We start from the raw sequence: 12,611 nt of genomic DNA, 5'->3' as shown, positions 1-12,611 counted from the left end.
GGATAAGCGGAACACCGTTAAGCCCTCCGACCGACAGGGTGACCGCAATTAAACAAGCCATAAATAATGTATGATGGCCAGTTAAAAATATATATTTAAATGGCGTGAAACGAGCTAGTAAAACATTGACAACCATACCAAATACCATAATAAGTGCAGTCGAAGTACCAAAATCACTTTGTGCTGCTGCGACAATGGCCTCGTTATTTGGTATGACGCCTTGAACATTGAACGCATGATCGAACATTTGACTAAAAATATCAAGGGCGCCAACAAGTACTGTCGCTCCCGCTCCAATGATAATGAAGCCCATAACTGTTTTTAGCGTTCCAGATACAACATCAGCACTGGACTTTCGCTGTAACAGCAAGCCAATGAGAGCAAACAGCCCTACTAGTATGGAAGGTGTACCTAAGATGTCATTCATGATAAGTTCCAGCATTGCCTCTCCCCCTCTTCATTCTGTTTTTTATTATAAATGTGACGCTAATTTCGATGTAATTTCAGGAATGCTCATCATGTTTTCCAGGGTAACAATTGTACGGGTCCCATCATCAAGTTGACCTACAATATCCGCTGCTCCAAGGAAAATATCCGCCTGTACCGTTTTTGCAGATGTAAGATCTGTATGATCTACCTCCGCCGTTTTTCCCATTTCCGTTAATGCCTTTTTCACATTCATCTCCATAATGAAACTGCTGCCTAATCCGTTCCCGCACACTACCATGATTTTCTTCATATCAATCTCTCCTTTTTTTATCCTAAGTGCGACTCTAATTTAGATTTGATTTCAGGAATGCTCATCATATTTTCAAGCGTAACGATTTTTCGGGTTCCATCATCTAGCTGGTCTACAATATCCGCTGCTCCAAGGAAAATATCCGCTTGCACTGTTTTTGCAGATGTAAGGTCTGTATGATCTACCTCAGCTGTTTTTCCCATTTCCGTTAATGCTTTTTTCACATTCATTTCCATTATGAAACTGCTGCCTAATCCGTTTCCGCACACTACCATGATTTTCATTCCGCTTCCTCCTTTGAATATTTATGAACATACTCCATAAGTACAGATTTATCTGCAGTCTGTAAAATCTCCTCAATATTAGCTGGTTCATTCAATAATTGAGTGAGCTGAATTAATGCCCGCAAATGCGAATCGTTATCTACAGCTGCCAAAACAATAATCAGCCGGACCGGTTTATTTGGTGCGAAGTCCACAGATTCGTCCAATTTCAACAGACTCATGGATAAAGAGCGAACTCCCTGCTCCGGACGCGCATGAGGTATGGCCACTCCAGGCGTGATGACCACATATGGGCCATTCATTTCTATAGCCTCAATCATGGCTTCCACATATCGCTCTTCGACAGTTCCTAAATCCACGAGAGGCTTGGCCGCGACTTGAATGGCTTCTTTCCAATCTGAAACATGCGACTTTAATTGAATCGTTTGTATGTTGAGTAATTCTTCTAACACAGGTTTCTCTGCCTCCTTTAAAGAAAATTGGGTTACTTTTGGTGTGTGATTATACACATTTGATTGAAGTGCCTTTTCAAGCTGATCCGGTTCATGAATGGTTGCATACTTGGAAATGACTTTTAATAATGCTGCAACATCTACATTGTCCGTCGTATACCCATACAATTCCTGCATGACTTGCTGACGCAGCTTATGTTTGTCCTGCATTTCTAATATAGGCGGTACAACAAATAAAGTTGCTTTTGTTCTCATATGCACCGTTGAAAAAACAAGATCGTACGACAGTCGATAATCAGCGGCATTTCGAACAGAAAGAACATCCAAAAATAAAATATCCGGAAACAATTCTCTCAATGTATAAATGAGAATATTGCTGATTCCTATACCATTCGGGCATACAACAATCGCTCTTTTTCGATCATCCAATGTTGTCCCTTGCTTGCGCAGCCATCCGCCAAAATAAATAGTAAAGTATGCTATTTCTTCTTCAGATACTGAACGGCCAATCTCTTTTTCTAATAACCATAGAGATTTTTTGGTCAGATGATGCAGTTCAGGATAGACCTTCTGCACCCGTTCTGTCATCAGATTCATTTGTGGGAGCCCATATTTTAGACGATGATAAGCCGGTTTAAAATGAACGTACAATTGTTGGCATAGCTGTTCTTTATCATGTAAATGAACAAAAGCCAATCTCTCAAACTCTTCCACAATCTCCTGCAAAAGATGTTGAATGACTTCATCATCCTTAAGAGGGGAAATATCCTTCGTTCTATTCATACTTAGTAAATGTAAGGTTGCGTATAAATTTTCCGTTTCGCTCCATACTGATTGAAAAGCATCGGTTTTGGTCATTTCCTCAACCATTTTATATTCTTCAGTTGTAACAAAAGGCGCCCAGCTCTGATCAGATTGTAATTCTTCTCCTTTTCCAATGAGCTGATCTGTACATAAAAACAAATATGTCAGTTCATGAAGCCGCTCATCCGTAAAGGTAATGCCCAATTTACGCTCGATTCTTTCAAGCTGTAACCGGATTGAGCTTATTTGTTTTTCTTGATTTCCCCATATGCACTCCAAGATCAATTCACTATTTGGGCTGTTCAGTACATCATGTACGAGATGTTCGATGATATATCTCTTTAATCGACTTTCCCCCTTCATCACGTAACCATCTTGTTTGGAATACTGGATCTTAAGCTCTATGTTCCTGTTTTTCTCCTTAAGCTGCTTTAAATCTTTCAACACAGTATTTCGAGAAAGCCCTGTGATCGATTGGAAATGATAGACGGATAATTCTTCCTGGCTTAGTAAAATCATGAGGTAAAAAACTTTTTCTCTATCTGTCTCTGAAAATATATAATTGCGTTTTGTCAGTTTTACGTTCAATTCTTCATCTCTGATGTTTCCAGAAAAGGAATAGCCTGTTTCACGATTATATTGAATGGGCTGATATCCTTGAAATTGGAGCCAGTCATTCGCTTTATTCAGGCCATATTGTATTTGCCTTCTTGTCAGACCGGTTTGTGCTTCAATTTCTTTCATTTTTGAAATGGGCGAATGCTGTAATAGTTTTAGTAAATTGGCGCTTCTTTCATCTAAAAACATTCTCTTATCCCTCTCCCTGCTTCTACGATATCTTACTTCTTATTGAAAATGAATCGTTTCTAAGTCCGATTGTTGTCACATGGACTGCACAACAATATACTCTATAAACATTTGTGCACATTACGGCATTCACTTGTTTAAGATTTTTTCGTTCATGTACGTATGTAGGTTTAATAAATAAGACGTATATTTTTTACTTCCCTTCACTAGACTACTATAGGATTATTCTATGGAATTCATTTAGCCTGTTACCATTACTTTTTATAATGATGTTTTTCCAGAAGATATAAACGGGTTCTTTGTTTAACTGGACCTTATAAATAAAAGAATTACATGTAAGCTTGAAGATCATACATTTCTTAATATTAAATTTACCAAGCATACCACGATATGCGTAAATATTTGAATCCAAATTGACAATATGTATACGATTGTATACGATAATAAACATAACGATATGTATACAATCGTATACACAGAAAGAGGTTTTAACATGAGAAATGAAAAATTCAAGGATTCTAAGAAAGATGGACATCACAGAGAGCATTACAAAGGAAAAGACCATGGTTCACACCATCGTGGTCCAAAAACGTTTCGCCGTGGAAGGGCAATTGCTTTTTTAGAAATGATGAATCTTAAACGTTCGACCATCAAGGAGCAATTAGATAAACCAGAGTTTCAATCCATAAACCAAATCTTAGTCGGTGAATTGAAAGCCATTGATATGTTAATCAACGAATTTATTCAATTATTTGAAATACAAGAAAGTGAGGCAGCCTATAAGAAAAGTGAAGAAAAGGAAACTTCCAATAATGATGAGAAAGGAATTGAAATGAATGAAACAAATTAACAGTTATATCGATTCATTGTTTTATACCCAAGATGCTCTTTTGGAAGAAGTCATTACGACCATACAAGAAAATGGAATGCCGTCCATATCGGTATCTCCCTCATCTGGAAAACTTCTTACCATGCTTATATCCATTTCAGGAGCTAAAAATGTTTTGGAAATAGGAGCTCTTGGGGGCTATAGCGGAATTTGCCTTGCCAGGGGATTCGGCAGCGAAGGAAAATTAACCTCCCTTGAATTAAAGGAGTCATACGCAAAGTTAGCTTATGCCAATCTATCCAAAGCTGGCTTTGGCGATCAAGTATCATATATGACYGGAGCAGCTTTGCAAAGCCTTGAAAAACTCGTTGGTGATAACAAGCGATTTGATTTTTTCTTTATAGATGCTGACAAGGACAATTATGAAAATTACCTGCAATATTGCATTAGACTGGCGGAGCCGGGTGCTTTAATCGTCATGGATAACGTACTTGCGGGAGGCAGTGTGGCGGATCAGGATGCTGAACCTAAACATTATACTGCATTTATGAAGACATTCAATGAAACTGTGGCCAATCATCCTCAATTAGAATCCCTGCTGATTCCAATCGGTGATGGGCTGACCATTTCAAAAGTAATCGATCAAACTCACGAGTAAATTGCTCAAACTCACGAGTAAAACAGCTCAAACTCACGAGTAAACAGCTCAAACTCACGAGTAAACAGCCAAACTCACGAGTAAATTGCTCAAACTCACGAGTAAATTGCTCAAACTCTCGAGTAAAACAGCCAAATTCACGAGTAAAACAGCCAAATTCACGAGTAAARCAGCCAAATTCACGAGTAAACAGCTCAAACTCACGAGTAAAACAGCCAAACTCACGAGTAAATTGCTCAAACTCACGAGTTAACAGCCAAACTCACGAGTAAATTGCTCAAACTCACGAGTAAATTGCTCAAACTCACGAGTAAATTGCTCAAACTCACGAGTAAACAGCTCCAAACTCACGAGTAAAACAGCCAAACTCACGAGTAAATTGCTCAAACTCTTGAATTTATCGCCCAAACTCAGAATTTATCGCTCTAACTCGAGTTTATCGCACTAACTCTCGAGGATATCGATCAATCTCTCGAGGATATCGATCAATCTCTCGTGGTCATGAAAAAAAATAAAATGAATTTCTATAATCTTGAATGAAAATGATAATTATTATCAATAATATAAATAAAGAAAGGTAACCAGTATGATGGTTACCCCCGATGATTTAAATTTCTGGATCAAATGTTTTGCAATCAGTTTCTTCGCTATTAGATGCTTGTTTCCCTTTATTACTAACTACATAAATAGCATCTGCACTACATTTGTTTCCAGAATCCCAAAATTTACAATTATTCACTTCACATAGAACATCTTTTGCCATAGTATCACACCTCCTCATCTGCTATCATTAACAAAGTTGGGGTTATTGATACTTCCTTTTTCAGGCTCAAGTTCCTTCACTTTAAAATAAATGTCATGAATCGGGAAATAAAAGCTTTTTAACCAACAAAGGACTTTTTTCTCGTTAAACTGTTTAGATATTAAGACATTAGGTCGTTTTTTTATCTGTTCACTATATTCTTTTGAAGTTGATTGGATATAAATGAATCTGCCCGGATTCTTTAACATTATGCTGACTTTTCCAAAAGTTCGGCTTGTGGGATCTTCCAAAGCTCCCGCCATTTTTTCAAGGCTGAAATAAGAATGACTAATCCTAGGCATAACATGGTGATAGATAATACACCATTTAAGTATACGTTTCTTACCATCCAGTACCCCGCTACATTAACCGTTACATATAAGTAGGCAAGAGGTACGAGGCATGTCCATATATACCAACGTTTGTCTGCAATTTTTAAGACGACAGTCGCTCCGATGATGAGTCCAATCGAGGCCATAAGCTGATTTGATACACCAAAGAGTGCCCAAATTGAACCAATGTCTCCAGAGTAGAGAAGATAGCCCCAAATAAAGCAGGCTAACGCACTGGCGAAGATGTTACCCGGTAACCAGTCGACTCTAAAAAAAGAGCTGCCCCCAGACCTCCATATTGGCTCAGGAATGGTTCCAAGCTTTTGCTTAAATCTGTTTAACCGTACATTCATGATGAGCTTCAATTGTTTGTAAGAAGCTTTGCATGGAGTTTGTCAAATAAGCATCTTTACGGTGAATGAAGACAGTCGAAATATTGCCGTACTCTTCTGGAATTGCATGAACATGCACATTTTCATTGGCTGCAAGGTGATTTACCGCTGATTGTGGTACGAGGGTTATGCCAAGGCCGAGTGTTACGCTGGTTAAGATGGTCTCTAATACATTGAACTCCATAATCCTTTTAGGCATCACTTCTTCTTCTTTCAACCATTGTTCTAGTTTAAAGCGATATCCACACCCCTGACTGAATACTAAAATTGGTTCTGTTAAAAATTCTTCAAGGTTTAATGTTTCATTTCTTGTAACTAAAACAAGTTTTTCTGTACACACATCGTACGGCTGAATGAGTGGATGTTTAATCGGCCCTGTAACAAAAGCGCCATCTAGCCTATGTTCAATTACATCTTTAATTAAATCCTCTGTTAACCCAGCCTTTATGGATAAATCGACATTTGGATACTGTTTATGATAAGAGGCTAGAATCTTAGGAAGACCGCTGACCGTTTCAACTGTACCGATGTTCAATATCCCTGTAGGTGTTTCACTATCCAGGAATACTTGCTTGAGTTCTTCCATATCAAGCAAAATTTTATTTACATACTCTAGCATTTTTCGGGCCTCTGCAGTTAAAGACATACCACGTTTATGCCTATTGAATAAAGGCGTCCGTAACTCATGCTCCAGATGCTTAATCCTCGCCGTTACATTGGATTGGACGTAATTCAACTCAACAGCTGCCTTACTTATGCTTCCATATTTAGCGACGCACTGGAATATTTGCAAATCCCGCATTTCCATATAAGTGACCCCCTTTCTAAAATATCATTAATAATGATGGTTATATTCATTTTAAGTCATTTTACATGATAATGACTTTATCATAAGGTGTGTATAGGAATTTAATCAATCATTATTTTTTTTGAGGGGAAGCTTTTAATGAAGAAAAATCAAGTTTTAATCGGTGCACTTTTATGTTTGACAGCCAGTATTTCTTGGGGAGCCATGTTTCCAGTTGCAGAAAGGGCACTAAGGTATATTGATCCTATTTATTTCTCTTTTCTACGATATTTAGCTGTTAGCATAATTTTAGGGATATTGCTTTTAATTAAAGAGGGAAAGAAGTCTTTTTGCTTGGAAGGGAAAGGAAAGAATTTATTGTTTTTTGGAACGATGGCGTTTACAGTATATAATTTTCTCATTTTCTCAGGTCAAGACTTACTGGGCCATAACGGGGTAATTGTTGCTTCCATCATGGAATCATTAATGCCTATGATTTCAATTATGATAATGTGGGTTTTCAAAAATGCAAGACCCATGAAATATACCATCGCCAGTATGCTCCTTGCCTTAATAGGGGCCATTCTTGTTATCACCAATGGAAACTTATCATTCCTATTTTTATTGAAAGACAGCATCATTCCTATCCTTTTCATTCTTATTGGGGTTATAGGATGGGTTATATATACGATAGGCGGCAACCAGTTTAGTGGATGGTCAACACTCCGCTATTCAACTTTAACGTGCATTTTAGGAACATCTGTATCAGGAATCATAACATTCTTTGCAACTGTCCTGGGCCTGTCCGTCCCTACAGCAGAGGTTATCCAATCCATTTATGGCGAGATGATTTTTATGATTATTTTCCCCGGTGCCATAGCACTATTAAGCTGGAATTTAGGTATTAAACTTTTAACTCCCATTAATGGAATTCTATTTATCAATGTAGTTCCGATAACCACGTTAGTCATTGTTTTTATCCAAGGGGGATCACTTTCATCATTCGAATTACTGGGAACTTTTTTAGTGATATATGCATTGATTCAAAACAATTATTATCAAAGAAAAAACTTGCCTTCCCAAGTTGAAGAATTGAATCCAAGGAAAGTAAAAAGAATCGCTTAATTATAAAGGTACAAAACATCAATTGGGAGGACAACAATGGATTACTTAACGCTTATGATAATCTTTGGATTAGCTGTACTATGGGAATTGGCAACGATTAATAAGAATGTGAAAAAAATGAATAAGCAAAATGCAGAATTAATTAATCTATATAATGATAGAAGTAAAAGAAATCAGTAATAATCAAAAATAGACTTTTGGTAGTGCCTGTAAGCAAAAGCAACGAATAATATGCAAAAAAGCCTATCATTTAGAGAGGCTTTTTTGCACTTTGGTTTGATATAAAATGGTTTATTTACTGTCTCATGACCGTACTATTCACCAAGTTTCTTCCGTATATCCGCTGCTACATTCTTCAACGCCTTTTTGGATCCTCTTTCAAGGTCCCGCTTCAATTTCCTTTCTTTGTAACTGACAAATAAAGAATTCAGGTCATAGCCTTCAGGATATAAATCGATGGCTTTTATTTCAAGCTCCATTCTATTAACGTGAACCTCTATGAATGTATCTTCGAAAAGCACAACTACATTATTGTAAGAATCCATTTTTTTATATACAATGCCATAACCATTCAGTTCAGTTAACTTTACCTTGTCTCCAACTTCAAATTCATACAATGCTTCCTTTGGAACCGCCGCTACTTTCGGTTTTTTGATTTTACCTTCTTGGATACGGTTCAAGTCATAGTCTTTATTCTCGATATAAAGCTTTGCCTTTTGCAAAACCTTTTCGCGCACATCCATTTTTTTCGCTATCCAGAGTGCGTTACTTTCCCCTGACTTACCAATCACTATCTTATACAGTGGCTCTAGTGTTTCACTATTGAACTGCATGGCCGCATTCATAAAATCACTGTGTATTTCCGAATAGCGTTTGATTTCACCATAATGGGTTGTTGCAACTGTTATGCAGCCCATTTGATAAAATTCCTCGAGTATTGCAATAGCTAGAGCTGCGCCTTCATTCGGTTCCGTCCCGCTCCCTATTTCATCGAATAAAAGCAATGAATTATTGGTTGATGCACTCATGATATCTGAGATGTTTTTCATATGTGATGAAAAAGTACTGAGTGCATTTTCAATACTTTGATTATCGCCAATATCGACAAATACTTGATCAAAGACTGCAAGTTCCGTCCCCACGTTTCCTGCAACATGAAACCCTGACATAACAGCCAATGTAAGGATACCGATTGTTTTCAGGACCACTGTTTTACCGCCGGCATTAGGACCTGTAATAATCAAGCTGCGATAGTCCTTACCTATCTCAAAATCCAAAGGTACGCTATTTTGGGGCAAAAGAGGATGTTTACAACTTTTCAACTGAATATAACCATGATTATTGATTTTCGGTTCAATGGCATCCATGCTTTTACTGAACTTTGCTTTTGCGAAAATCATGTCGTATTGACTGATTAGTTCTATATTTATTTTTATTGGTTTCAGTTCCTCGTAAATCGTACCGGATAGAGTTGCTAAAAGTTGATACACTTCCATCGATTCTTCAGCTTTTAGACTCGCTAATTCTACATTTAATTTGGTCACAGATGCTGGTTCAATGAACACTGTTGCCCCTTTAGATGATACTTCCACGATTGTTCCAGCCACCTGATTTTTATAAGAAGCTTTAATGGGGATCGTAAAGCGATCATCTTTTTTACTGATAAAAAACTCCTGAATGAACTCTTTGTTGGCTCCACTCTTTAAGAATTTATTTAAGCGTTCCTCTATTTTAGATTCTGTCTTAACTATTTGGTTTCGAATTCGCTTCAAATCCTTACTCGCTTCGGAAACAACCATATTTCCTTTTATAACGAATTGAATATCTTCTTCAATACTCCTGAATTCAGTCATGGAGTGAGCATAGGCATGCAATGTGGGTGCGAAGAATTCTTTATCGTTCATAAATTTCTTAATATTCCTGCAGCCTCTTAAGAAATCTGCTATTGCAACTAACTTTGATGGTTCTAAAATCATTCCTTTTTCTAGCTTTTCAATTTGGTATCCAACATTAGATATTCCTTTTAAGGGAATATGGTTTTCAGCATTCAGTAAATTCCTCGCCTCAGTCGTCTCGTTTAAACGAATTTTAACCACATTCAACTGAGTACTTGGCTGAAGCCGATCCAACAACGCTTTTCCTAAACCACTTACGCAATGGTTTTTCACCATTTCTTTCAATTCTATATATTGTAATTTTTCATATGTCATCTTATTCATTATGATTGCCTCCTTGAATGAGTGAGAGATTAAAAATCCTCGATTCCAAAAAAATGCCCGCAAAAGTCCTCCTACCTTTACAAATGAACAGGCTGCATTGACAGCCATTCATTTGAGTAGAAAGCTCCTGCGGGCATCGGCCTTATAGATAATAAGGACCTTTATCGATAACAAAATCGGCAGATCAAATAGACCTACTTACAACGAAAAAGCATGGCAGGACAAATCCCACCATGCTTTTCGTCGTAACACCTTTATGTTACACGATTATGGAAAAGGAAGCAGTCTTAAGGTAGGTATTTACAGTGCATATTTACACTGTAAAAAAAGGCACACTTAATGCACTGATAAACCAGTGATTAAAAAACCTTATTCAACTAAATTAGTTGATACCTACTCCCGACATAAAACACCACACCTTTTCTTAGATTGGAAAAATTATACCATATAAGTAAAAAAGAGTCAATAAAATTCAATAACCATACAGAGAAAATATTTATTACCGTAAATTGACAGCTAGATAGGAAAGCCAAAAATTAAAAATACAATACTGGATTAAAAAGAGAAAAAACTGAGCCAATCCCACTTTACATGGTTTTTGGTATCAGTTTTTTCCCTGATTTAATGTAGAAATGATTTATATACTAAACTAATCCTCATCACTTACTATAAGAGGGACAATTTTCCCTTCATTTACGTTGATTAATCCATGGTCCGTTATTTTTAGAGCCGGGCTGACAGGAAGCGATAAAGTGCTCAATGACATAATTACATTGTAATGTTCATATCCTAACGACTTAAGTGCATTAGTTAGATGCTGAACCTGTTCCGATACAATGTCTAATGGCTCTTCCGAAAGAATTCCTCCTACCGGGAGAGGAATCATGGAAAGGACTTTACCATCTTCTACGCAACAGACTCCGCCTTGCTTCCTTATTACTTCGTTAGCGGCAATCAGCATATCCTGCTTATTGCGACCAATCACCAATAGATTATGGTTATCATGGGAATAGGTGGTGGCGACTGCTCCCCGCTTTAAAACATCCCCTGTGATTAACCCATGCGCACGATTACCGTTTTTTCCGTATCGTTCAAATGTTGCGATTAAACCGTAAGAGCTTTCTTCCCAGCATAACTTACCATCTCTTATATCAAGCATATCATGTGTCTCACTTGTAAAAGTTGAACCATTCTGCACGTTTATAATGCGGCATTTGCAACGGTCATGCTTGTGTGAAAGTGGGACATCAAAATCGTCTTCTGTAAGTGCCTCAAGCTTCACACTTTGATAAAACGCCTCAGGAAATTGTCTCTCCTTTACTACTTGCATATATGGCTGTGAAGATTCATAAACAAGCTCACCTTTTTTGTATACTTGTTCAATGTCAAAGTTTTCCAAGTTTGATACCAGCAGAAAGTCAGCCACTTTCCCTGGTGCAATGGTACCCCGGTCATACATTCTCATCCGCTGTGCAGGTGTGTAAGTGCACGCATAAATGGCTTTTTCCGGAGACAAGCCCATTTGAATCGCTTTCTTTAAAAGGACATTGAGATGTCCTCTTTTTTGAAGAGAGTCAGTCATAACATCATCGGTGACAAAGCAGAAATGTTCATCTACTTGTTTTTCCTTTAAGTAATCGATAACTTCTTTAGTCATTGATTTTTCTTGAATCTCAAGAAACATACCAGCAGCAATCCTAGCATCCATTCCTTCCACTGTTTGGTGGGTGTGATCTGAATTTACTCCGGCATATGCTATCTTTTGTAAGTCTAAATCGAGCAGTTTCGGAACATGCCCCTCTATTATTAAATCGGGATAACGAGAACGGATATGAGACAAAATCTGATTCGTTTTACAATCCGGGTCGGAAATAATCTCATAGTAGTTCATGATTTCACCCAGACATTTAATGTCTTCTGTTTGGATCAATTCATCTATGTCGCTAATTTCAATAGAACCGCCTGTTGTTTCCATCGACGTCGCAGGAACAGAACTCGGGATTGCATAAAACATATCTGCTACGCACTCTTTACTCGCTTTAATCATTTCCTTAACACCTGAAATTCCGAATATATTGGCCATTTCATGTGGTTCCGGCACAATAGTTGTCACGCCATTTTTGATTACCCCATAGGAAAAAGTGGACGGCGTTACCATCGTACTTTCAATGTGTAAATGGATATCAATCAGACCTGGAACCATATACTTACCATGCCCATCAATAATCTGATCCGGCTGGAAGGTCTCTATTTCCCGATCTCCAATATAATAAAACTTCCCGTCTTTGATAGCTGCATTTCCTTTAATAAATCTTTTAAAATAGCTGTTAAAAACGTAGATATCTCTTACCAGCATATCTATTTGCATAACTTACCCTCCT

Annotated in this window: 13 protein-coding genes and 1 pseudogene; 4 read left to right on the top strand and 10 right to left on the bottom strand. The window is 37.5% G+C overall.

What is annotated here, in order from left to right:
* From AC1DUW_RS06695 to AC1DUW_RS06680, 4 genes are all read right to left on the bottom strand, one after another.
* Positions 1-442: PTS transporter subunit IIC (locus tag AC1DUW_RS06695; protein WP_477642243.1), on the bottom strand; the 442-nt coding region annotated here is incomplete at its 3' end.
* 30 nt (positions 443-472) lie between these two features.
* Positions 473-739, bottom strand: a complete 267-nt coding sequence (locus AC1DUW_RS06690; protein ID WP_053347686.1) for a PTS sugar transporter subunit IIB — start codon at positions 737-739, stop codon at positions 473-475.
* 17 nt (positions 740-756) lie between these two features.
* On the bottom strand, positions 757-1,023 hold the full coding sequence (locus tag AC1DUW_RS06685) for a PTS sugar transporter subunit IIB (RefSeq protein WP_477642242.1): 267 nt from the start codon (positions 1,021-1,023) through the stop codon (positions 757-759).
* Positions 1,020-3,086 (bottom strand): BglG family transcription antiterminator, encoded by a 2,067-nt coding sequence (locus AC1DUW_RS06680; protein ID WP_477642241.1) that lies wholly within the window; start codon positions 3,084-3,086, stop codon positions 1,020-1,022. The genes AC1DUW_RS06685 and AC1DUW_RS06680 overlap by 4 nt, the downstream gene beginning before the upstream one ends.
* 493 nt (positions 3,087-3,579) lie before the next feature.
* Between AC1DUW_RS06680 and AC1DUW_RS06675 the strand changes: the two genes are divergently transcribed.
* Together AC1DUW_RS06675 and AC1DUW_RS06670 are read left to right on the top strand one after the other, a co-directional pair.
* Positions 3,580-3,936 carry a hypothetical protein gene (locus tag AC1DUW_RS06675; protein WP_477642240.1) on the top strand — a complete coding sequence of 119 codons (357 nt, stop codon included), beginning with the start codon at positions 3,580-3,582 and terminating at the stop codon, positions 3,934-3,936.
* Positions 3,923-4,573 (top strand): O-methyltransferase, encoded by a 651-nt coding sequence (locus AC1DUW_RS06670; RefSeq protein WP_477642239.1) that lies wholly within the window; start codon positions 3,923-3,925, stop codon positions 4,571-4,573. Before AC1DUW_RS06675 ends, AC1DUW_RS06670 begins: the two co-directional genes overlap by 14 nt.
* 607 nt (positions 4,574-5,180) lie before the next feature.
* Here the strand turns inward: AC1DUW_RS06670 and AC1DUW_RS06665 are convergent.
* From AC1DUW_RS06665 to AC1DUW_RS06650, 4 genes and pseudogenes are all read right to left on the bottom strand, one after another.
* Positions 5,181-5,336, bottom strand: coding sequence for a DUF1540 domain-containing protein (locus AC1DUW_RS06665; RefSeq protein ID WP_082527361.1), 156 nt, complete (start codon positions 5,334-5,336; stop codon positions 5,181-5,183).
* Positions 5,337-5,350: 14 nt separating this feature from the next.
* Entirely contained in the window at positions 5,351-5,584 is a 234-nt protein-coding gene (locus AC1DUW_RS06660; RefSeq protein WP_477642238.1) for a hypothetical protein, read from the bottom strand.
* Positions 5,584-5,976 (bottom strand): annotated as a pseudogene (locus AC1DUW_RS06655) (carbon starvation CstA family protein); the annotation flags it as partial. The pseudogene AC1DUW_RS06655 and the gene AC1DUW_RS06660, both read right to left, overlap by 1 nt.
* Positions 5,977-6,034: 58 nt before the next feature.
* On the bottom strand, positions 6,035-6,907 hold the full coding sequence (locus tag AC1DUW_RS06650; RefSeq protein WP_477642237.1) for a LysR family transcriptional regulator: 873 nt from the start codon (positions 6,905-6,907) through the stop codon (positions 6,035-6,037).
* Between the two features lie 138 nt (positions 6,908-7,045).
* Here AC1DUW_RS06650 and AC1DUW_RS06645 point away from each other — a divergent pair, with 138 nt between their 5' ends.
* Together AC1DUW_RS06645 and AC1DUW_RS06640 are read left to right on the top strand one after the other, a co-directional pair.
* The gene (locus AC1DUW_RS06645; RefSeq protein WP_098176016.1) at positions 7,046-8,011 is read left to right on the top strand and encodes a DMT family transporter; all 966 of its coding nucleotides are present in this window, start codon (positions 7,046-7,048) and stop codon (positions 8,009-8,011) included.
* A 36-nt stretch (positions 8,012-8,047) separates the two neighbouring features.
* Complete coding sequence (locus AC1DUW_RS06640; RefSeq protein WP_152952320.1) at positions 8,048-8,191, top strand: YrzO family protein; 144 nt, start codon at positions 8,048-8,050, stop codon at positions 8,189-8,191.
* 134 nt (positions 8,192-8,325) lie between these two features.
* On the opposite strand, the gene AC1DUW_RS06635 is transcribed toward AC1DUW_RS06640, so the two are convergent.
* On the bottom strand, positions 8,326-10,230 hold the full coding sequence (locus AC1DUW_RS06635; protein WP_477642236.1) for an endonuclease MutS2: 1,905 nt from the start codon (positions 10,228-10,230) through the stop codon (positions 8,326-8,328).
* A 649-nt stretch (positions 10,231-10,879) separates the two neighbouring features.
* Positions 10,880-12,598 carry an adenine deaminase C-terminal domain-containing protein gene (locus AC1DUW_RS06630; protein WP_477642235.1) on the bottom strand — a complete coding sequence of 573 codons (1,719 nt, stop codon included), beginning with the start codon at positions 12,596-12,598 and terminating at the stop codon, positions 10,880-10,882.
* Between the last annotated feature and the right edge of the window lie 13 nt (positions 12,599-12,611).

The organism is Peribacillus sp. P4_C12, assembly GCF_056402095.1.
This window is presented reverse-complemented; position numbering and strand designations above follow the sequence as displayed.